Below are 20826 nucleotides of genomic sequence, written 5' to 3' on the forward strand. Positions count from 1 at the left end.
ACAAAGGAAAATGCATGGACGTGAAAGTTCCTGACGACGATTCAAGCGAAGGATGGATGATCGACGACGAGGCGCAAGCCAGCTCCGCCGAGCAGGCTCCAGGCGCCAATCCCGCCCCGTGGCGGGTGCTGATCGTTGACGACGACGTCGACGTCCACGTGGTCACGAAATTCTCGCTCAGCAATGCATGCTTCATGGGGCGCCGCCTCAGCTTCCTGCATGCCTACTCCGGCGAAGAAGCCTTGACTACCCTGCGCAACAATCCCGACGTGGCCCTGGTGCTGCTCGACGTGATCATGGAAACCAGCGATGCCGGCCTGCGCGTGGCGAACCAGATCCGCTCCGAACTGAAAAATGAACTGGTGCGCATTGTGCTGCGTACCGGCCAGCCGGGCCAGGCGCTCGAGCACAGCATTATCCTCGACTACGACATCAACGATTTCTGGTGCAAGACCGACCTCACCACGCGCAAGCTGTTCACCACGGTGATTTCTTCGCTGCGCAACTACTCCGACCTGCAAATCCTGCAGTCGCAACTGGCCAAGTACAACCAGCACCGCGAACAGTTCGCGGCGATCCTGCAAGGCCTGCAGAAGGGTGAAGCCTGGTCGGGCCAGCTCGTGATCGGCCAGCCTGCCTCAACTGTGGATATCCAGGTCCAGCCGGGCGCCGAATCGGGCAGTTTCAAGGCCTCCGGGCACATCCTGAAGTAATCACTGTATGCACGTACAGTAGCTATCCTGCAGTGATTTGCCCTCGAATACCCGGCAAGTTGCCGTAAGTGGCGGATTGAAAAGGCCTTTTCCGATTATCCACATTGTTTGTGGATATCTTTGTTGATAAGAGGGTCTTGACAAGGCAAACAGCCCTCAACGACGCCATTTCCAACAAACTGCCTGTTCAATGTGCAGAAAAAATCACCTTAAAAATCAACGACTTAAAATCTCACGAATTATCACAAGCGTTCTTTAACTAATTAAAGTCGCTCGTTACTTGTCGTCAATTCTTGTGCATAACCTGAGCAGCTGTACGCCGTTGGGCGGGTTGCAGCAGGACGCGCTGGATGATGTGGGGAGCGATGTTATGGGACTTCATATACTCGACTGCGCACAAGGTGCTGAAACTGGCTTGCACCTCAATGCCACGGTCGACGATTTCACTGCGCGCAGAATCGACGCGAGGCAGGAATTGCAACAGATCCATAAGGACACCTTCAGGCGGGATGGGCGGTCAGGGAAGTATTGACCATGACGCCAATAAGTCAATAGCCCGCCCGCAACACCAACAGCCGAGGCCGTGTCACACCATGGGGTCACACCCTAGGTGTGACACGAACCCAGCCGTATAACAGCCGGGGCCGTGGAGACTTAGCGGTTCTGGTAACCGCCATAGTGCTTGACCGGGCTCCACTCCGGCTGCACGGGGGGCAGTTCGGGGGCGTATTGGCCGAAGTCGGCGCCGGCGTGGACGATGCGGCCATTCACAACCGTCAGCGCGCTTTCCAGTGTCTTGATCTCGGCTTCGGGAATGCTGAAATAGTCCTTCGGCAGGATCACCAGGTCGGCATATTGGCCTTTGCCGATCTGGCCCTTCAGCTTTTCTTCGCCGCTGAACCAGGCGCTGCCTTGGGTCATCAGCTTGAGCGCTTCGTAGCGGCTCAGGCGGTCCTTGGCCTGCCACATCGGCAGGCCGCCCGCGGTCTTGCCGGTCACCGCCCAGTAGATCGAGGGCCATGGCCCGTAGCTCGACACGCGCGTGCCGTCCGTGCCGAGGCCGACGGGGATCTTCATCTCCAGCATCTTGCGGATCGGCGGCATCTGGCGCGCCTGCTCGCCATAGCGTTTCCAGTAATGCTCGCCCTGGAAGTACATGCGGTCCTGCACCGCGACGCCGCCGCCCAGTTTCTTCACACGCGCCAGCTGTTCGTCGGTGATGGTCTCGGCGTGATCAAAAAACCAGCGCAAGCCGTTGAACGGCATGTCGCGGTTGACCCTTTCGATCACGGCCAGGTCGCGTTCGATCGATTCGCCATACGTGGCGTGGATGCGGAACGGCCAGCGGTTCTTCACCAGCAGCCGCAAGACGGGTTCCAGCTCGCTTTCCATATGGCCCGGCATGTCGGGACGCGGTTCGAGGAAGTTCTCGAAGTCTGCTGCGCTCCACACCAGGTTCTCCCCCGCCCCTTCGGTGTTGTAGCCGTTGGGGTAGAACATATGGTCGTTGTGGCCAGGCTTGGTCATGGCCAGCCAGCGCTGGTAGTCTTCCAGCTCCTTGCCCGGCTTTTGCGCGAACAGGTAGTAGGAGGTGCGCACTGTCAGCTTGCCGCCCTTGGCCAACTCCAGGCTGACTGCGTAATCGTCGGGATAGGCCTGGCCGCCGCCGCCCGCGTCGATAGCGCTGGTCACGCCAAGTCGGTTCATCTCGCGGTAGTACTGGACGGTGGAATTCAGTTGCTGCTCGCGCGGCAGCGCGCCGGTCTTGCCCAGCGTGGAGTACAGCACCATAGCGTTCGGCTTGGCCACCAACAGGCCGGTCGGCTTGCCGTCGGCGCCCAGTTCCACCACACCGTCCTTGTATTTGGTGTCCTTGTCGTAGCCCAGGACTTCAATGCCCTTCCTGTTCACAAAGCCAAGGCCGTACAGGTAGAGGATGAACACCGGCTTATCCGGCACCGCCTCATTCAGCTCTTCCAGCGTCGGCAGGCGCTTTTCTTCGAACTGGAATTCATTGAATCCGCCCACCACCTTGATCCACGCACCGTCCGGCGTACGGGCCGCCTGCTCGCGCAGCATCTGCATGGCGCGTTTCAACGAGGTGACGCCATCCCAACGCAGCTCGGCGTTGTAGTTGAGGCCCTGGCGGATGATGTGGAGGTGGGAGTCGTTCAGACCAGGAATGACCGTGCGGCCGCCGGCGTCGATTACCTGCGTGCCCGGCTTCTTCAGCTTGAGCACCTGGGCATTGCTGCCCACCGCGGCAATCACGCCGCCCTTGACGGCTACTGCCTGCGCGAAGCTGCCTTCACGCGCCATCGTGGCGACTTTGCCATTGGTGATGATGATGTCCGTCGCATGGGCATGCGACAGGCCGGCAGCCAGCAAGGCTGCGGCCAGCAACGGTCTGGTCATGGACTTTATTCCTTGATCGATTCGATCGAGAAGCCGAGGGTCAAGTCGTCGCTGACGTGCGGTGCGTACTTACCGGCGCCGAAGTCGGAGCGCTTGATCTTGGCGATCGCATTGGCGCCGCAAGCGTCTTTCTTCACCATCGGGTGCGGCATGCATTGGAAGGAAGTCACTTCCAGGTTTACTGGCTTGGTCACGCCCTTGATGGTCAGGTTGCCTTCCACGCCGACCACCTTGTCGCCGTTGAACAGGAATTTGGTCGACTTGTAGGTAATGGCGGGATATTTGGCCGAATCGAGGAAGTCAGGACCTTGCAGGTGCCCGTTGAACAGGTCGGAGCCGGTATTGACCGATTTCGGGTCGATGCTCACTTCCACCGAGCCGGTCTTGGCGGCGCGGTCGAGCTGGATCTTGCCGGTGGTGCTATTGAACTTGTTCACCTGGGTCGAATAGCCGAAATGGCTGTATTCGAAGCGCGAGAAGGAATGAGTTGGATCGATATTGTAGGTTTCAGGGGCGGCCGATGCGGCGAGCGAGAAACCAGCGGCGAGGGCAAAGGCGATCAGTTTTTTCATTGTCTAGACTCCAAGTAGGGGATGGTGGCCCATTATGCGACGACTGCCGATCAGTGTAAAACGCATAATGTGCGCGCTACTGATCGGCTTTTTCGATAGTAGGCACTAGCCTGGAGCGAAAAACAATCACCCTTTCGAGGTAGTGGGCTGCAGCAGGCGCGCCAGCAAGCGCTGCTCGAGGGCGGCAAAGGCGGCGCCGCCGCGCTGCCTGGGACGCGGCAACGGTACCGGCAGGTCGAGGGCAATGCGGCCGTCTTCCACCAGCAGCACGCGGTCGGCCAGGGCCAGCGCCTCCTGCACGTCGTGCGTCACCAGGACGGCGGTGAACCCGCGCTGGCGCCACAGGGATTCGACCAATTGCTGCATTTCGATACGCGTCAGTGCATCGAGCGCGCCCAGCGGCTCGTCCAGCAGCAGCACGTTCGGTTCGTGCACCAGCGCGCGCGCCAATGCCACGCGCTGACGCTGGCCACCGGACAGTTCGGCCGGCCAGTCGTCGGCGCGTTCAGCCAGGCCTACGGTGGAAAGCGCTGCAGCGGCGCGCCCCAGGCCATATGGCAGCCCGAGCGCGACGTTCTGCAGCACCGTCTTCCATGGCAGCAGGCGCGGTTCCTGGAACATGATGCGCAGGCTGGCATCCGCGACGCCGTTACCGACATGGGCGGTGCCCTCGTCGGCCTTTTCGACGCCGGCAATTGCGCGCAGCAGCGTGCTTTTGCCGCAGCCGCTGCGCCCTACTATTGCGACGAATTCACAGGCCTTCAGGTGCAGGTCGACGCCGTGCAGCACGCGCCGCGCCCCGTAGGCCTTGCCCAGTCCTTCCAGCGCGATACTTGCACCCAGCCGCGCTACTGGCTTCCGCTCAGGCGGGGAATTTTCCTGGCGCGCATAGGCCAGCAGATCACAGTCGATGGAGGTGGGTGCCAGCAACATGGGTGCTCCTTATCGGTAGGCTGGGTTCCAGCGCAAATAGTATTTTTCGAGTCCGCGCGCCAGCATGTCGGCCAGCTTGCCCAGCACCGCGTACAGCAGGATGCCGACCAGTACCACGTCGGTCTGCAGGAATTCACGCGCATTCATCGTCATGTAGCCGATGCCGGCTTGCGCGGAAATAGTTTCGGCAACGATCAGCAGCACCCACACCAGTCCAAGCGAGAAACGAACTCCAACCAGTATCGAAGGCAAGGCCGCCGGCAGGATCACTTCGCGGTACAGCGGCCAGCCGCGCAATCCGTAGCTGCGCGCCATTTCAACCAGTCCGGCATCGGTGGAGCGGATGCCGTGGAAGGTGTTCAGGTAGACGGGGAAGAACACCCCTACCGCCAGCAGGAACAGCTTGGCCGTCTCATCGATGCCGAACCACAGGATCACCAGCGGTATCAGGGCCAGGGCGGGAATGTTGCGCACCATCTGCAGCGTGATATCGAGCAGCGTCTCGGCAAGGCGCCAGGTCCCGGTCAGCAGGCCGAGCGCCAGGCCTGCACTGGAACCGATGGCGAAGCCACTGGTGGCGCGCCATAAGCTGGTTTTCAGGTGTTGCCACAGTTCGCCCGATACTGCCAGCGTCCAGAAGGCTTGCACCACCGCCAGCGGTTCGGGCAGGATGCGGCTGGACAGCCAGCCGATGCGCGCCGCCAGCTCCCAGGCCAGCAGCAAAGCAAGCGGCAGTGCCCAGGGCGCCAGCGCCTTGCGCCAGTCCATCTCAGGCCGCCTTTTTTGGCACGATGTTCGACGCCATGACTTCGCCGAATGGACCGCTCAGCGACTGTTCTCCAGGCGCCTTGCCTTTGCCCAGCAGCGGGAATACCAGTTCGGCGAAGCGGTAGGATTCTTCCAGGTGCGGGTAGCCAGAGAAGATGAAACTTTCGATGCCGAGCGCTTCATATTCGCGAATGCGCGCCACCACGGTTTCCGGATCTCCTACCAATGCAGTTCCCGCACCGCCGCGCACCAGGCCCACGCCAGCCCACAGGTTCGGCGAGACTTCAAGCTTGTCGCGGCTGCCACTGTGCAGTGCTGCCATGCGGCGCTGCCCCACCGAGTCCATCTTGCCGAATGCCGCCTGCGCCTTGGCAATGACGTCGTCGCTCAGGTGGCTGATCAGCTTGTCGGCAGCGGCCCAGGCTTCCTCATTGGTTTCGCGCACCATCACATGCAGGCGGATGCCGAAGCGAATCTTGCGGCCATGGCGTTCGGCGCGGGCGCGCACATCGGCGATCTTTTCGGCCACGGCTGCCGGCGGCTCGCCCCAGGTCAGGTAAACGTCGACCTGCTCCGCCGCCAATTGGTGCGCCGCTTCGGAGGAGCCGCCGAAATACAGCGGCGGGTAGGGTTTCTGCACCGGCGGGTACAAGGTGCGCGCGCCTTTGACGGTAATGTGTTTGCCGTCGAAGTCATAGCCCGCCTCTCCGCCCTCGCCTGCCAGCGCGGCGCGCCAGACACGCAGGAATTCGTCGGAGATCTCATAGCGCTGCGCATGGTCGGCAAATACGCCGTCTGCTTCCAGTTCCTGCTGGTCGCCGCCGGTGACGACGTTTACCAGCAGGCGGCCATTCGACAAGCGGTCGAAGGTGGAAGCCATTCGCACGGCCAGGCCAGGCGTGGACAGGCCAGGGCGCACCGCGACCAGGAATTTGAGCTGTTTCGTCACCGGGATAAGCGTGGAGGCGACCACCCAGGCGTCCTCGCAGGATCGGCCTGTGGGCAACAACACGCCGTCATAACCCAAGGTATCGGCCGCTACGGCGACCTGGCGCAGGTAATCGGCATCGACCGCGCGCGCACCTTGCGCAGTGCCGAGGTAGCGGCTGTCGCCGTGGGTTGGAATGAACCAGAAAATATCGGAAGTCATTTGTTGTCCTTCAAGGCTTGAGCAGGGCTTCCCTGACAATGATCGGTTTCGGAATCAGCTTGAGCGCGGCGAAGGCATCTGCCACCTTCTGCTGTTCCTGGATGACTTGCGGGGTCACGGGAAGCACGCCGTAGGCATAGCGGGTTGCTGCCAGTTCAACGACAGGCGGCGCCAGGCCCGTCTGCGCCGACAGAATGGCCGCCACCTCCTTCGTATTCTTTGCGCCCCATGCATCCACCTTGGCCAGTTCGTCGATCACGATGCCGACGATTTCAGGATTCCTTTGCGCATAGCCACGCGACGCCAGGTAGAACTGGTGGTTGGCCACCAGGCCTTTGCCATCGGCGATCACACGTGCGCCCAGCTGCTTTTCGGCTGCGGCAAGGAAGGGATCCCATATGACCCAGGCATCCACGCTGCCACGCTCGAATGCGGCACGTGCATCGGCTGGCGGCAGGAACACGGTTTGCACGTCTTTGTATTGCAGGCCGGCCTTCTCGAGCGCCTTGAGCAGCAGGTAATGGACATTCGAACCTTTGTTCAGCGCGATCTTCTTGCCCTTCAAATCGGCCACGCTGCGCAACGTGGATTGCTTCGGCACGACAATCGCTTCGCTGGCCGGGGATGGCGGCTCATTGCCGACATAGACCAGGTTGGCGCCTGCGGCCTGCGCGAAAATCGGCGGCGCTTCGCCAACCGTACCGAAATCGATGCTGCCCACGTTCAGGCCCTCCAGCAACACCGGGCCGGCCGGGAACTCGGTCCATTTCACATCGACGCCCTTCTCCGCAAGGCGCGTCTCCAGTGTGCCTCGGCCTTTGAGCAAAGTCAGCGTGCCGTATTTCTGGTAGCCGATGCGCAGCACAGGCCTGTCTTGCGCCAGCGCGGCGGAAGGCAGCAGGCCGGCCGCTACGCCGGCGAGGAAAATGCCCACGGCAAAGAGTCCAAGGGTGCGGCGGCGCGCCACCCGTGCTAGCTGGTACTGGTTCATGGCATTCCTTATGCAGATTGAAAATCGTTGAGTTCACCGTGCCGCGGCAGCAATGCTTGCGAGAGCGCCGCAACACCGCCATCGACCCGCGCAGCTATCGGCAGCGCGAGCAGCAGGCCGTGCTCTTCGTTCCATTGCAGCTGCTGCGCCGTGGCGAAAATACCGGCCAGAACATGGCGCGCGTCCAGGGCCTGCAGTACGGGCCGCAGCGCGTAATCGAGGGCCAGCAAATGGGACTGGCTGCCGCCGGTCGCGATGGGCAGCACCACCTTGCCTGCCAGCCCGTCCTGCGGCAGCAGGTCGAGGAAGGCCTTCAGTATGCCGGCAAACGAAGCCTTGTACACCGGCGTTGCGATCACCACCGCATCGGCATCGCGCACTGCCTGCAAGGCACGCTGTACGGAAGGATCTTCCGTCAACCCATGCAGCAAGGCGCGCGGCGGCAGGTCGCGGACGTGGATGCGGTTATACCGGTGTCCGAGCACTGCGAGTCGCTCGCCGATGTGCTGCAGCAGGCGGCTGGAACTGGATGGTTGTGCGGGGCTGCCGCTGATAAGCAAGATAGTCATGGGCCTAGCGTAAGGCGCACGGTTCGCAAGGCAAACGAATTGTTTCGCAAATGGTTATTCAATTTTCTTCGTGGACGCTTGCTTGCGTCGGAGGCAATACTAAAAAGCATCGCAACCCGAAAGACATCCCATGACCAGCGCTCTATTCAAGCCGCAACCACCCGATCCCCTGCAAATTGCCGAGGAGCTGGCAAGCACCTTCGCTGCCAGCGCCGTAGAACGCGACCGCCAGGGCGGCCATGCGGCACGCGAACGCCGCCTGCTGCGCGAATCCGGACTACTTACCCTCTCTGTGCCGCGCGAATTCGGCGGCGCCGGCGCCAACTGGAGCACGGTGAACCAGGTGATCCGCATCCTGGCGCGCGCCGACAGCGCGCTGGCTCACCTGTTCGGCTTCCACCACCTGCAACTTGCGGGCATCCAGTTGTACGGCAATGCGCGCCAGCAGCGCGAACTGCTAACGGCCACTGTTGAGCAAGGCCTGTTCTGGGGCAATGCACTGAACCCGCTCGACCAGCGCACCGTCGCGAACGAACAGGGTGATGGATTTGTGCTGAAGGGCGTGAAAAGCTTCAGCTCAGGCTCGGTGGGTTCGGACTGGCTCACGATCTCGGCATGGCATGCACCAACACAAAGTGCGCTGATCGGAGTACTCCCCAGCACCACCGCAGGAGTTTCGATCCGCGCCGACTGGGATGCCTTCGGCCAGAAGCAGACAGATAGCGGTACCGTGGAATTCCGCGATGTCGCGCTGCCGGCCAGCCTTGTCCTGCTGCCGCCGGGCGAAAAACCGGCGCCGCGCGCCACCCTGCGTTCGCAGGTAGCGCAACTGATCATGACCAACCTTTACCTCGGCATCGCAGAAGGCGCGTTCGAAGCGGCCCGCAGCTTCACCAGCGAGCAATCACGGCCCTGGTTCGCATCCAACGTAGCCGCCGCCACCGAAGATCCGTTCGTTCAGCACCGCTACGGCGAGTTATGGACGCTGCTGCGCCCCGCCGCCGTACTGGCGGACCATGCCGCGCACGAGCTCGATGCGGCATTGGGCAAAGGCGCTTTGCTGACCGAGCGTGAACGCGGCGAACTGGCCATCTCCGTGGCCGAAGCCAAGGTCCTGTCGCACCGCGCCGGCATCGAAGTATCGAACCAGCTGTTCGAGCTGACCGGGGCCCGTGCAACTTCCAACAAGCTGGGCCTGGACCGTTTCTGGCGCAACGTGCGCGTGCATACCCTGCACGACCCGATCGACTACAAATACCGCGACCTCGGGCGCTACGCCCTGCACCGCACCTTGCCGGAACCGACTGCCTATTCCTGATCCATGACCACACCACTTATTCAACTGGACCAGGTCGAGCGCAGTTTTGCGCACGGGCCTGGCGAGCGCCTGCATGCAGTGCGCGGCATCAGCCTGTCAATACAGCGCGGTGAAATATTCGGCCTGGCTGGCAAGAGCGGCGCCGGCAAATCGACGCTGCTGCGCATGATCAACCTGTTGGAGCGCCCCGACAGCGGCCGTGTCGTGGTGGATGGTGACGACCTTACTGCTCTGGGCAAGCGCGAATTGCGCACTGCACGGCAGAATATCGGCATGATCTTCCAGCAATTCAACCTGCTGCGAAACGCAACGGTGGCCGGGAACGTCGCTTTCCCCTTGCGTATCCACGGTGCTCAAAGCCCGCAGGAGATTGCCCTCCGCGTGCAGGAATGCCTGGCCCTGGTGGACCTTGAAGAGAAGGCAAGCAGCTACCCTTCGCGCCTGTCCGGCGGGCAGCAGCAAAGGGTGGCAATTGCCCGCGCCCTGGCCAGCAAACCGGCAGTCCTGCTTTGCGACGAACCTGCCTCGGCGCTGGACGCCGAAACTACTCGCGCGCTGCTGGCGACCTTACAGGACGTCAACCGGAGGCTCGGCGTGACCATCGTCATCGTCAGCCACGAACTCGATGTGCTGGCTTCGATCTGCCAGCGCGTTGCAGTCATCGAGAATGGAGTCGTCGCCGAACAGTTCCGCGTCGCGGACTGGCAGGCTCCGCGCCGGACCGCGCTCGGCCGCGAACTCGCAGCCCTGTCGGCGCAAGCTGCGCTGGCCACCGACGTGTCCCTGCGCAAGGAGCCAGTTCATGTTTGAAAAATTCCTTTCGCTGCTGCCCGAACTGGCCGAAGCGCTGACGCAAACGGGCACCATGCTTGGCATCGGCTTGTCGGTGGCGGTATTGCTGGGAGGCCCACTCGGCATCCTGCTGTTCCTGGTCGGAGACGGCCAGTCGCTGCAGAACCGGCCCCTGTCCGCCCTCCTCGGCTGGCTGGTAAATACGGTGCGCTCCTTCCCCTTCATCATACTGCTGGTGTCTCTGGTGCCGTTTACGAGGGCGATTGCCGGCACCTCGATCGGCCCACTGGCGGCAGCCGTGCCGCTATCGGTGGCAGCCATTCCCTACTTCGCGCGCCTGGTCGAACAGAACCTGCGCGAAGTGCCGCGCGGCGTGATCGAGGCGGCCCATGCAATAGGCGCCAGTGAGCTGCAGATCGTGCTGCGCGTGCTGCTGGTCGAATCGCGTTCAGGCCTGGTGCTGGCCCTGACTGTGCTGGCAATCAGCTTCCTGTCCTATTCCGCAGTGGCCGGGGTGGTGGGCGGTGGCGGCATCGGCGACCTCGCCATCCGCTATGGCTATTACCGCTTTGAGACCGACGTGATGTTCGCCACCGTCGCCCTGCTGGTGGTGCTGGTGCAGGCAATCCAGTTCGCCGGCAACCGCCTGGCGCGCCGCCTCGATAAACGATAACAAGGAGTGAAAATGACTGTATTACGACGTTCCGTACTGCTGGCCGCGCTGGCCGCACTGACCCTCGCTGGCGGCACCGCAGCCGCCAAAGACCCGAAGCAACTTGTGATCGGCACCAGCGCCGGTCCCTATGCCGACCAGATCAAGCTTGGCATCAAACCCATCCTCGAAAAGCAGGGCTACCAGGTCACACTGGTGGAGTTCAACGACTATGTGCAGCCGAATATTGCGCTGGCCGAGGGTTCGCTGGATGCCAACGTATTCCAGCACATCGTCTACCTGAACAAGTTTGCGGCCGAACATAAGCTCGCCCTGTCGCCGCTGGTTACCATCCCGACCGCGCCGATCGCCATCTACAGCAGGAAGCACAAGGCGTTGACCGAAGTCCGCGACGGCAGCACCGTAGCCCTGCCCAACGATCCAGCCAACCAGGCACGCGCCCTGGTGCTGCTGGAGCAGCTTGGCTGGCTCAAGTTGAAGGCAGGCGTCGATCCTCTGCGGGCCTCCGAGCGTGACGTTGCACAGAACCTGAAGAAGGTCAGGCTGCTGCCGCTGGAAGCGGCCCAGCTTCCGCGCTCGCTGCAGGATGCCGACTATTCCTTCATCAACGGCAACTACGCCTTGGCGTCGGGCCTCAAATTGAACGAAGCCCTGATTACTGAAAAGATTTCGCCCAACTACGTGAACCTGGTCGCGGTCCGCACCGCCGACAAGGACAAACAGTTTGCGCGCGATATCGAAGCTGCCTACAAGTCGAAGGAATTCCTTGCCGTGACCAATAAGCATTTCCGGGACTACGCCAAGACCGACTACCAGCTCGCCCTGGAAAAGGCGCAGTAGCACGATGACCAGGAAAATCCGCTTCAACGCCTTCCAGATGAACACGGCCGGGCACCAGTCGCCCGGACTGTGGCGGCACCCGCGCGACAACAGCCACCGCTATACCGACCCGCAGTATTGGACCGAGTTGGCGCAGCTGCTGGAGCGCGGCCTGTTCGACGCCGTATTCCTGGCCGACGTACTGGGCGTGTACGACGTCTACAAGCAAAGCCACGAGACGGCCCTGGCGCGCGGCGTGCAGGTGCCGCTCAACGACCCACTGGCCCTGGTTCCCGTCATGGCAAGCGTCACCGAACACCTTGGCTTTGGCGTGACGGCCGCCCTCACCTATGAACATCCCTACACATTCGCCCGTCGCCTGTCGACGCTGGACCACCTGACCAAGGGCCGCATCGGCTGGAACATCGTCACCGGCTACCTCGACAGCGCGGCGCGCAACCTCGGCCGGCAACGCCAGCTGGCGCACGACGAGCGCTACGACCTTGCCGACGAATACCTGGAGGTGGTCTACAAATTATGGGAAAAGAGCTGGGAGGACGGCGCTGTGCTGCGCGACAAGGCTGGCGGCATCTATACCGACCCGCGCCGCGTGCATCCCATCGGGCATGAGGGCCGCTATTACAGCGTTCCCGGCATCCACCTCAGCGAACCGTCGCCGCAACGCACTCCCTTCCTGTACCAGGCCGGCAGTTCGCCGCGCGGCAACGTGTTTGCCGGACGCCATGCCGAAGCAGCTTTCGTCAGCGGCCCGGGCAAAGGCGTGGTCAAAGGCTATGTCGACAAGCTGCGCGCCGCGACAGCCGCAGCCGGGCGCGACCCGGCTGGCTTGCTGGTGTATGGACAAGCGCTGATTATCACCGCAGCGAGCAGCCAGCAGGCACGCGAGCGGCATGCCGAGTACCTGGAGCATGTCGACATTGAAGCCGCCCTGGCCCTGCTATCGGGCTGGACCGGCGTCGACTTCAGCCGGGTGCCGCTGGACGCGACGATCGATTACATCGATTCCGATGCCGGCCGTTCGGCGCTCGCCTCATTTACCAGCGCCGATCCCGACCGCCAATGGACGGTACGCGACGCCGCCCGCTTCATCGGCCTGGGCGGGCGCGGCCCGGTGCTGGTTGGCGACGCCGGCGAGGTGGCCGACCAGTTGGAAGACTGGGTCGACAGCACCGGTATCGATGGCTTCAACCTGGCCTTTGCCGTCGCCCATGAATCGATGCGCGACGTGGTTGATTACATCGTGCCCGAACTGCAGCGCCGCGGCCGCTACCGAGCGGCCTACACGCCAGGCACCTTGCGCCACAAGCTGGCAGGCCACGGCCCGCGCCTGGCCGCCAGCCACCCCGGCACCCAAGTTGCCATTTCCACCCTGTCAGCCGAGGAAGCACCATGAAACGCAGGACCCTGTTGCAAGCCGCTGCCGCCAGTGCGGCCCTGAATGTCGTACCGCGTTTTGCGCACGCGGCCGCGCCGCTCAAGGAACTGCGGCTCGATTACGCCTATTACTCGCCAGCCAGCCTGGTACTACGCCGCTTCGGTTGGCTCGAGCAGGACTTCGCGGCCAGCGGCACGCAAGTCAAATGGGTGCTCAGCGCGGGCAGCAATCGCGCACTCGAGTACCTGAATGCCAACAGCATCGATATCGGCTCGAGCGCGGGGCTTGCGGCCCTGCTGGCAAAAGCAAACGGCAACCCTATCCGCACGCCCTACATCTTCTCGCGCCCGGAATGGACTGCGCTGGTGGTGAGCAAGGATTCCCCGATCCGCAACCTGGCCGACCTGAAAGGCAAGAAGGTCGCAGCGACCAAGGGTACCGATCCCTACCTCTTCCTGCTGCGCGCCCTCCATTCGGTCAAGCTGCAGCGCAGCGACATCGAGCACGTCTCGCTGCAGCACGCTGATGGCCGCGCGGCGCTCGAGCAGGGCAAGGTGGATGCCTGGGCGGGGCTGGACCCGCATATGGCGGCCAGCGAGCTGGAAGGCGGGTCGCGCCTCCTTTACCGCAATATAAGCTTCAATACTTACGGCTTCCTCAATGTGCGGGAAGAGTTTTTGGCCAGCCAGCCGGGTGCTGTCAGCCGCGTGATCCAGGGCTATGAGAAGGCACGTGGCTGGATTCGCGCCAACCCGGGCGAAGCAGCGCGCATCCTGTCAGAAGAGGCCAAGGTTTCGCTGCCGATAGCGCTATTGCAGCTCAAGCTGCGCACCGACTTCTCCACCCCGCAACCATCCAGCGAGCATGTCAAGGCCTTGCAGGCAGCGGCGCCGATCCTGCTGGAGGAAGCGCTGGTCAAGCCCGGTAGCGACTTGCCGCGCCTGATCGCGGAGCTGGTCGATACCCGCTTCGCCCAAGCACTGACCGCACGCTTATGAGCGACCAGGCAGCAATCCACCTCGGCCAAGGTGGCTCCCACGCGGGCCAAGCGACCGAAGGCGGCCCGCCCCTGCCCGCCCGCCGCCGGCCCCTCCCAGGCCCGCTGCTTGGCCTGCTGCTGCCGGCCACACTGCTGGCCTGCGCCGAACTGGCAGTGCGCACAGGCATCCTGGCGCCAAACCTGCTTCCGCCGCCAAGCGCCATCCTGGAGACCATTGCGGAGCTGGCGCAGCGCGGGCTGGCTGGCCACGTCGCCGCCAGCGCGGCCAGGGTGGCCATCGGCTTCGCGGCCGGCGCCCTGGCCGCGATCCTGCTCGGCGCTGCCACCGCATTGCACCGGCCAAGCCACGCCATTTTCGACCCGACGGTGCAGGCCCTGCGCGCCATTCCTTCGCTCGCCTGGGTGCCGTTGCTGCTGCTCTGGCTTGGCATCGACGAGGCGCCGAAACTGGTGTTGATTGCCATCGGCGCCTTTTTCCCAGTCTACATGGGCGTCGGCGCCGGCATCCGCGGCGTGGACCGCAAGCTGGTTGAAGTGGCACGGCTGTACCGCCTGTCACCCTCGCAACAGGCAAGGCAGGTGCTGCTTCCTGCCGCCTTGCCTGCCATCCTGACCGGCCTGCGCAATGGCCTGGGCCTGGCCTGGATGTTCATGGTGGCGGCAGAATTGATCGCTGCAAGCAGGGGCCTGGGCTACCTCCTTAGCGACGGCCGCGAAACCGGCCGCGCCGACATCATGCTGGCAGCCATCCTGCTGCTTGCCATACTTGGAAAGGCCAGCGACAGCTTGATGCTCCGCCTCGAACAAAGCCTGCTCGCCTGGCGCGACAGTTTTGAAAGCCCCAGCCATGCTTGATATCCGCATCGACAGCAAATCTTACGGCGACCAGCAAGTGCTGGGACCCTTGCAGCTTCAATTGAAACAGGGCGAAGTCGTCAGCCTGCTGGGCGCCAGCGGCAGCGGCAAAAGCACCCTGCTCTCTATCCTTGCTGGACTGGATCGGGAATGGCGCGGCAGCTTGCAACTGAACGGCGCCCCCTTGCAGGGCGTGCACCCGGCCATCAGCCTGGTATTCCAGGAGCCGCGCCTGTTCCCTTGGCTGACGGTAGCCGAGAACCTGCGTTTCGGTCTGCCCTCCGCGGACGATTGCGGCTGCGAACTTGAATTGCTGCTGGCAGAAACCGGCTTGCAAGGCCTGGGCCGGCGCCTGCCCAAGCAGCTATCAGGCGGCCAGGCCCAGCGTGCAGCCATCGCGCGCGGCCTGATGCGCCGCCCGCGCTTGCTGCTGCTGGACGAGCCGTTTTCGGCCGTTGACGCGTTCACCAGGATGAAATTGCAGGACCTCCTGCTGCGCATCGCAGCCCACCACCACCTGACGATCCTGCAGGTCACCCACGATATCGACGAAGCGCTCTACTTGAGCGACCGCATCCTGGTCCTGCCGGGCGGCGGCGGCCCACTGCGCGGGGAGTTCCGCCTTCCACCGGCCAGGCCGCGCAGCCGCGGCGACGCCAGCCTGCAGCCGCTGAAGCACCGCATCCTCGAGCTGCTGAACCTTGCAGAGCAAGCGGATTAGTCGCTGCGCATCTGGGCCTGGGAGACATTGCTGTTCGGCGCTACGCTCTGGGTCAGCCAGACATTGCCGCCGACGGTGGAACCGGCGCCGATGGTGATCCGGCCCAGCACTGTCGCGCCGGCATAGATCACGACATCGTCTTCCACAATCGGATGGCGCGGCGTCCCTTTGATCAACTGCCCGGATTCGTCGGCCGGGAAGCGTTTGGCGCCAAGTGTGACATGCTGGTACAGGCGCACGCGCTCGCCAATGATGGTGGTTTCGCCGATCACGACGCCGGTGCCATGGTCGATGAAGAAGCTGGCGCCGATTTGCGCCGCCGGGTGGATGTCGATGCCGGTGCGCGAGTGGGCGATGTCGCTGACAATGCGCGCGATGAAGGGGGCGCCGAGCTTGTGCAGGCTATGCGCCAGGCGGTAATGCAGAATGGCGACCATGCCCGGGTAGCACAGCAGGATTTCCGCAATCGAGGTGGCCGCAGGATCGCCGGCATAGGCGGCCTGCACGTCCGACACGACCAGCGCGCGGATCTGCGGCAATGAGGCAGCGAACGCCCGCGTAATGCCCTGCGCAGTGGCGATCTGCGCCTCCTCGGTCTCCGCCACCGCGGCGCCGAACTGCAGGCCGCGCCGAACCTGTTCATGCAGGCGGTCCAGCGTGGTATTCAGCGTATCGCCGACGAAATAGTCGATGCTCTCGTCGGTCAGGTTCGGGCGCCCGTAATGCGTGGGGAACAAGGCCGCCGACAAGCCTTCGAGGATTTGCACCAGCTCCGCGCGCGAAGGCAGCTCGCGCACCCTGCGCTGGTGTCGGATATTGTGGGTCGCTTCGCGCGACACGCGCAATTGGTTAACCACCTCGTCGAGGTCCCAACGCGCTGCGCCGCTCGAGGCGCCGTAAGAGTCGATAGCCATAAGGCACAAGAATATCGAAATTACATTAAGAAGCGAAAGAAACTGTTTGCACAAGCTTATGCTTTCCAGTCATAAGCAGATAGTTCGGGATTCCCTTAAAATAGCGCGCTCACTCTCGGGCACCACATGAAGAACATCCTGCTTACCCTGCTGCTTGCCGGCCTGACCATGGTCGGCCCGCTGGCAATCGACACCTATTTGCCGTCTTTCCCGGCGATTGCTCAGACTTTCAACGCCAGCCCGATGGCGATCCAGCAGACCCTGAGCCTGTTCCTGTTCACTTTCGCCTTCATGATGCTGTTCTACGGCACCCTGTCGGACAGCTTTGGCCGCCGCCCGGTCATCCTCTGGTCCCTGGTGCTGTACGTCCTGGCTTCGCTGGGGGGCGCCCTGGCCGGTTCGTTCGGCTTCCTGCTCGGGGCCCGCATCCTGCAAGGCCTGGCTTCCGGAGCCGGCTCGGTGATCGGCCGCGCCATCGTGCAAGACCGCTTTGAGGGCATGGCAGCCCAGAAAATGCTGGGCAACATCATGATGGTGTTCGGCCTGGCGCCAGCCATTGCTCCCGTGCTGGGCGGCTGGCTGCAGGTTTCCTTCGGCTGGCGCTCCATCTTCTGGTTCCTGACCGCCTTTGGCGTCCTGATGTGGGTTGCCGTCTGGCGCTGGCTGCCGGAAAGCCTGCCGCAGGAAAAGCGCCACCCGCTGCACCTGGGCGCCATCGCACGCAACTACTGGATGGTGCTGAAGCACCGCCAGTTCCTGCTGCTGTCGGTGTCGCTCGGGGCGGCCTTCGGCGGATTTGCCCTGTATATCGGCTCCGCCGCGTACTTCATCATGCACATCCTGAAGCTGCCGGAGACGGCCTTCGCCTGGCTGTTTATCCCCTTGATCAGCGGCCACGTGCTGGGCGCCACCGTAAGCGGCAAGCTGGCGCACCGCATGGCGCCGTCGACATTGATCAACCTGAGTTTCGGCCTGATGGCCATCGCTGCTGCGCTCAACGTGGGCTACAACTGGTTCTTCGCCGCGACCATTCCTTGGGCCGTATTGCCGCTTTTCCTGTTCTCGTTCTCACTGGCCCTGGCGATGCCGCCATTGACCTTGGCCGGCATGAACCTGTTCCCGCAGAATAGCGGCCTGGCCGCGTCGATGCAGTCCTTCTTGCAGATGATGCTGTTTGCGCTGGTGTCAGGCCTGGTTGCGCCGCTGCTGTTCGACAGCGCGCTGCACCTGGCGCTCGGCCTGGTGGCATGCCTGGTGGTGAGCTATGCCACCTACCGCGGCGCCACGCATGGCCAACATCAGGGCCAGGGGGCGGGCGTCACTTCCTGATATTGTGGGCCGCCCTGTTCCGGCTCGGGAGCTGGCTGGGGCTTCTCGTGGCCCAGCCTGAGGTTGGCGGGCAGGCCAAGGCCGAGGATTTCCTTCCTGCCCTCGACAAAATCGGAAGAGCTGAGCGGATGTTCGCTGTCCGGCCAGTTGGCAATGGCCCAGTTCTGCACCTCGACAAACCGCTTCCACACTTCGGTGACAAATTTCCGCCTGGTTTCATCGTCCATTGGTGCCTCCGTTGGGTTTCCCCTACTCTACACCAGTGGCGGGAATGCTGTCACACAGGCTTGATCCGGTAGGCACAACGGCGTTCGCCAGCCAGGATGTGCTCCTCGCGCCGTACCTCGCAGCCGGGGCCCAGCACACGCTGGAACACCTCGAGTTCCGAGCGGCAGAAATTCTGGCATTCGCGGGCTGCGGCGCAGATCGGGCAATGGTTTTCGAGCAGAAGCAGCGTGCCGTCGTTTTGCGGCGCGACTTCGGCCATATACCCTTCCACGTCGCGCGCCAGGGCCAGGGCTTGCACCCGCTCCGGCAGCGTCGCACCGTCGCCGATGGCCTCGCGGTAAAAGGCCTCGCTGGCCTGCTCGCGGGCCGTGATCAGCTTGTCCATGCCTTCTTCGCCAAACAAGGCGCGCACTTGCGTGATCAGTTGCAGCGTCAGGTCGGCGTGGCGATCCGGGAAGCGCGCATGGCCGGCGTCGGTCAGCAGCCAGCGGCGCGAAGGACGGCCTACTTTTTCAGCCACGTCCTCAAAGGTAACGAAGCCGCGCTCTTGCGCCGCTTCCAGGTGACGGCGCGCGCCCATCGACGTCAGGTCGAGCAATTCGGCCAGTTGCTGCGCCGTGCGCGGGCCGCGCGTCTTCAACAGGAACAGGATCTGGTCGGCAGTATTCATGCGCCGGCTCCTTCCGTGCGCGCCGCGGCACGCGGTAGGGGCGGCGCTGCCAGTTCGCAGCGCCAACCGCGCAGGCGCCAGCCAGCCCACGCCGCGAGCACGGCGCCAAGCAGCAGGATCAGGCGCGTATCGACCAGCGCCAGGACCGAGCCAATTGTCGCCATCACGATATTCGCGAAGCAGAACGTCATCGACAGCAAGCCCATGACGGAGCCCTGCCCGTGTGCCGCAAAGCGGTCCGCCGCCCACGACTGCACCGTCGCGTTATAGAAGGCATTGGGCAGCCCGAACAGGCAAATCGCCACCATGCCGATCCACAGGTTGCCCAGGGCGACGCCAGCCACCGCGGCCGCCAATGCGAAAGCGAGCCAGCTGGCACGGTGCAGCGGTTCCATGCTGCTCGGCCGGCCGGCAATGATGGCCGCCAGCGTCATGATTGCGCACATCGCCATATTGATGGTTGCAATCCCGCGCGCATCGTAGCCGCCCTGCTCCACCAGCCACAGTGGATAATATTCGTAAAAGCCGGTGATGCCGCAGGTCAGCGCCAACTGCACGATGAACAGGGTACGCAACTCCGGGAAGCGCAGCAGGTTCATGGCGTGGTGCGAGCGCGCCACCTGCCACCAGGATGCGCCATCGCTTGGGACCTTGGCTGCCCGCGGCACCGTGATCGCCACCAGCGCTGCAGCCAGCATGAGCGCTGCCACCGCCACCCAGAACGGCACCGTGATGCCAAAGCCCAGCGTGAAGCCAGCCAGCACCGGGCCCACCAGCCAGCCAAGGTGCAGCGAACCATTCACCAGCGACAGCGCGCGCAGGCGCTGCGGGCCTTCCAGCTTTTCTGCCACCAGGGCACGCGCCACGGCGCCGTTGCCTTCCAGCAGGCCAGTGCCGAAGCGGGCCAGGATAAACAAGGGATAAGACTGCATCACCAGCGCGAGTGCAGTCAGCGCATGGCCGGCAGCGGCGCCAAGGGCAGTCGCCAGCAGGATGGGGCGGCGTCCATAGCGGTCGGACATGGGTCCCAGCAACGCCGAGCCGATCACCAGGCCAATCGGGTTCACCGTCAGCGCAATGCCGAACAACAGCTTGGGCGGCAGGCCGAGGAAATTATTCAGGGAATTGTGTGCTTCGGCCGCAAACAGCGGCGGAAGGATCGGGTATGGCAGCGAAGCGCCCGTAGTGGACAGCAGGCCAAGCAGGCAGGTAGCCGCGATGAGGAGGACATTGTTCATGCCCACCAATATACGCAGGCCTCGACAATAAGTAAACTAAAACCCTTACTTATTATTCAGGCGGCAGATTGGGTCAGTTGCGGCAGCGATGCCATCAAGTCCGAAAAGCGCTGGCCCTGGATCATTACGTGACCGCGCAGCAGCTCGGCCGCCCTGTCGCCGTCGCCGGCGAGGATAGCCTGCACCACGCCCTCGTGCTCGGAATAGGAGTGGCCAATGCGATTGCGCACGCGAAGCTGCAAACGTCGGTATGGCCGCAGCCGGCGATACAGGCCGCGCGTCTGCTCGAAGAGGAAGCTGTTATGGGCGCCTGCGTAGATCGCCTCGTGGAAGGCCTCGTTGCGGTAGTAGTACTCGTCCGGCTCCTGCGCTTCCACGGCAGCCTTGCACGCCTCGTGGGCCGCAAGCAGCACTTGCTGCTCTTGCGGCGTCATGCGGCGCGCCGCCAGGCGGCCGCAGGTCGCCTCCAGTTCGGACATCACTTCGAACATTTCGACCAGTTGCTGCGGCCCCAGTTCCGCCACGATGGCGCCGCGCCGTGGCCGGATCACCACAAGCCCCATCGATTCCAGCTGGATCAGCGTTTCGCGGATCGGCGTACGCGATACGCCGAAGCGGCTCGCCAGTTCGGTCTCGTCCAGGTGCTGCCCCGGCTGCAGCTCGCCCATCGCAATCATTTCCTCGATGGTTTCCCGCAGGGTGGAAGAATGTTTCGTCATGGAACTAAAAGTTCAGTATGTATATGAGACTCCATTATAAGTC

General features: G+C 63.3%; 23 protein-coding genes. 10 read left to right on the forward strand and 13 right to left on the reverse strand.

What is annotated here, in order from left to right; genetic code table 11:
• Positions 1-14 precede the first annotated feature (14 nt).
• The gene (locus ASE26_RS23070) at positions 15-713 is read left to right on the forward strand and encodes a hypothetical protein (protein ID WP_229207032.1); all 699 of its coding nucleotides are present in this window, start codon (positions 15-17) and stop codon (positions 711-713) included.
• 286 nt (positions 714-999) lie between these two features.
• Here ASE26_RS23070 and ASE26_RS31725 read toward each other — a convergent pair whose 3' ends face one another.
• The 8 genes from ASE26_RS31725 to ssuE all read right to left on the reverse strand — a co-directional run bounded on the left by ASE26_RS31725 (position 1000) and on the right by ssuE (position 8111).
• On the reverse strand, positions 1000-1203 hold the full coding sequence (locus tag ASE26_RS31725) for a hypothetical protein (protein ID WP_082507069.1): 204 nt from the start codon (positions 1201-1203) through the stop codon (positions 1000-1002).
• Positions 1204-1367: 164 nt separating this feature from the next.
• Positions 1368-3128 carry an amidohydrolase gene (locus ASE26_RS23080; RefSeq protein ID WP_057247009.1) on the reverse strand — a complete coding sequence of 587 codons (1761 nt, stop codon included), beginning with the start codon at positions 3126-3128 and terminating at the stop codon, positions 1368-1370.
• A gap of 5 nt (positions 3129-3133) precedes the next feature.
• Complete coding sequence (locus ASE26_RS23085) at positions 3134-3700, reverse strand: YceI family protein (RefSeq protein WP_055924797.1); 567 nt, start codon at positions 3698-3700, stop codon at positions 3134-3136.
• Positions 3701-3826: 126 nt separating this feature from the next.
• Positions 3827-4633 carry an ATP-binding cassette domain-containing protein gene (locus ASE26_RS23090; RefSeq protein ID WP_057247010.1) on the reverse strand — a complete coding sequence of 269 codons (807 nt, stop codon included), beginning with the start codon at positions 4631-4633 and terminating at the stop codon, positions 3827-3829.
• Between the two features lie 9 nt (positions 4634-4642).
• Positions 4643-5401 carry an aliphatic sulfonate ABC transporter permease SsuC gene (ssuC, locus tag ASE26_RS23095; protein WP_057247011.1) on the reverse strand — a complete coding sequence of 253 codons (759 nt, stop codon included), beginning with the start codon at positions 5399-5401 and terminating at the stop codon, positions 4643-4645.
• Position 5402: 1 nt separating this feature from the next.
• The gene (ssuD, locus tag ASE26_RS23100) at positions 5403-6551 is read right to left on the reverse strand and encodes an FMNH2-dependent alkanesulfonate monooxygenase (RefSeq protein WP_057247012.1); all 1149 of its coding nucleotides are present in this window, start codon (positions 6549-6551) and stop codon (positions 5403-5405) included.
• Between the two features lie 10 nt (positions 6552-6561).
• Positions 6562-7542 carry a sulfonate ABC transporter substrate-binding protein gene (locus ASE26_RS23105; protein ID WP_055924808.1) on the reverse strand — a complete coding sequence of 327 codons (981 nt, stop codon included), beginning with the start codon at positions 7540-7542 and terminating at the stop codon, positions 6562-6564.
• Between the two features lie 8 nt (positions 7543-7550).
• The gene (ssuE, locus tag ASE26_RS23110; RefSeq protein ID WP_057247013.1) at positions 7551-8111 is read right to left on the reverse strand and encodes an NADPH-dependent FMN reductase; all 561 of its coding nucleotides are present in this window, start codon (positions 8109-8111) and stop codon (positions 7551-7553) included.
• A 130-nt stretch (positions 8112-8241) separates the two neighbouring features.
• On the opposite strand from ssuE, the gene ASE26_RS23115 reads away from it, so the two are divergent.
• From ASE26_RS23115 to ASE26_RS23150, 8 genes are read left to right on the forward strand one after another with little or no spacing between them, the layout of a single operon-like run.
• Positions 8242-9429, forward strand: a complete 1188-nt coding sequence (locus tag ASE26_RS23115) for an acyl-CoA dehydrogenase family protein (protein ID WP_057247014.1) — start codon at positions 8242-8244, stop codon at positions 9427-9429.
• A 3-nt stretch (positions 9430-9432) separates the two neighbouring features.
• A complete protein-coding gene (locus ASE26_RS23120) occupies positions 9433-10239 on the forward strand; it encodes a methionine ABC transporter ATP-binding protein (RefSeq protein WP_055924817.1) in 807 nt (268 codons plus the stop codon).
• Positions 10232-10894: a methionine ABC transporter permease gene (locus ASE26_RS23125; protein WP_055924822.1), complete on the forward strand. Its 663-nt coding sequence runs from the start codon at positions 10232-10234 to the stop codon at positions 10892-10894. Before ASE26_RS23120 ends, ASE26_RS23125 begins: the two co-directional genes overlap by 8 nt.
• A 12-nt stretch (positions 10895-10906) precedes the next feature.
• Positions 10907-11734: a MetQ/NlpA family ABC transporter substrate-binding protein gene (locus tag ASE26_RS23130; RefSeq protein ID WP_057247015.1), complete on the forward strand. Its 828-nt coding sequence runs from the start codon at positions 10907-10909 to the stop codon at positions 11732-11734.
• A gap of 4 nt (positions 11735-11738) precedes the next feature.
• Positions 11739-13127, forward strand: coding sequence for an LLM class flavin-dependent oxidoreductase (locus ASE26_RS23135; RefSeq protein WP_055924827.1), 1389 nt, complete (start codon positions 11739-11741; stop codon positions 13125-13127).
• Positions 13124-14107, forward strand: a complete 984-nt coding sequence (locus ASE26_RS23140; protein WP_055924830.1) for an aliphatic sulfonate ABC transporter substrate-binding protein — start codon at positions 13124-13126, stop codon at positions 14105-14107. The genes ASE26_RS23135 and ASE26_RS23140 overlap by 4 nt, the downstream gene beginning before the upstream one ends.
• The gene (locus tag ASE26_RS23145; protein WP_082591458.1) at positions 14104-14964 is read left to right on the forward strand and encodes an ABC transporter permease; all 861 of its coding nucleotides are present in this window, start codon (positions 14104-14106) and stop codon (positions 14962-14964) included. The genes ASE26_RS23140 and ASE26_RS23145 overlap by 4 nt, the downstream gene beginning before the upstream one ends.
• On the forward strand, positions 14957-15685 hold the full coding sequence (locus ASE26_RS23150; protein WP_055924833.1) for an ABC transporter ATP-binding protein: 729 nt from the start codon (positions 14957-14959) through the stop codon (positions 15683-15685). The genes ASE26_RS23145 and ASE26_RS23150 overlap by 8 nt, the downstream gene beginning before the upstream one ends.
• Here ASE26_RS23150 and epsC read toward each other — a convergent pair.
• The gene (gene epsC, locus ASE26_RS23155) at positions 15682-16599 is read right to left on the reverse strand and encodes a serine O-acetyltransferase EpsC (RefSeq protein ID WP_055924837.1); all 918 of its coding nucleotides are present in this window, start codon (positions 16597-16599) and stop codon (positions 15682-15684) included. The genes ASE26_RS23150 and epsC overlap by 4 nt on opposite strands.
• A gap of 126 nt (positions 16600-16725) precedes the next feature.
• On the opposite strand from epsC, the gene ASE26_RS23160 reads away from it, so the two are divergent.
• Positions 16726-17928, forward strand: a complete 1203-nt coding sequence (locus ASE26_RS23160; RefSeq protein ID WP_057247016.1) for a multidrug effflux MFS transporter — start codon at positions 16726-16728, stop codon at positions 17926-17928.
• Here ASE26_RS23160 and ASE26_RS23165 read toward each other — a convergent pair.
• The 4 genes from ASE26_RS23165 to ASE26_RS23180 are packed head-to-tail and all read right to left on the reverse strand — an operon-like array spanning position 17898 to position 20783.
• The gene (locus ASE26_RS23165) at positions 17898-18155 is read right to left on the reverse strand and encodes a hypothetical protein (protein ID WP_055924842.1); all 258 of its coding nucleotides are present in this window, start codon (positions 18153-18155) and stop codon (positions 17898-17900) included. The genes ASE26_RS23160 and ASE26_RS23165 overlap by 31 nt on opposite strands.
• 50 nt (positions 18156-18205) lie before the next feature.
• Positions 18206-18826, reverse strand: a complete 621-nt coding sequence (locus ASE26_RS23170; protein WP_055924846.1) for a metalloregulator ArsR/SmtB family transcription factor — start codon at positions 18824-18826, stop codon at positions 18206-18208.
• A complete protein-coding gene (locus ASE26_RS23175) occupies positions 18823-20064 on the reverse strand; it encodes an MFS transporter (RefSeq protein ID WP_057247017.1) in 1242 nt (413 codons plus the stop codon). The genes ASE26_RS23170 and ASE26_RS23175 overlap by 4 nt, the downstream gene beginning before the upstream one ends.
• Before the next feature lie 56 nt (positions 20065-20120).
• Positions 20121-20783, reverse strand: a complete 663-nt coding sequence (locus tag ASE26_RS23180; RefSeq protein ID WP_055924852.1) for a GntR family transcriptional regulator — start codon at positions 20781-20783, stop codon at positions 20121-20123.
• Positions 20784-20826 lie beyond the last annotated feature (43 nt).

Source organism: Duganella sp. Root198D2 (assembly GCF_001428585.1).
GTDB lineage: Bacteria > Pseudomonadota > Gammaproteobacteria > Burkholderiales > Burkholderiaceae_D > Rugamonas.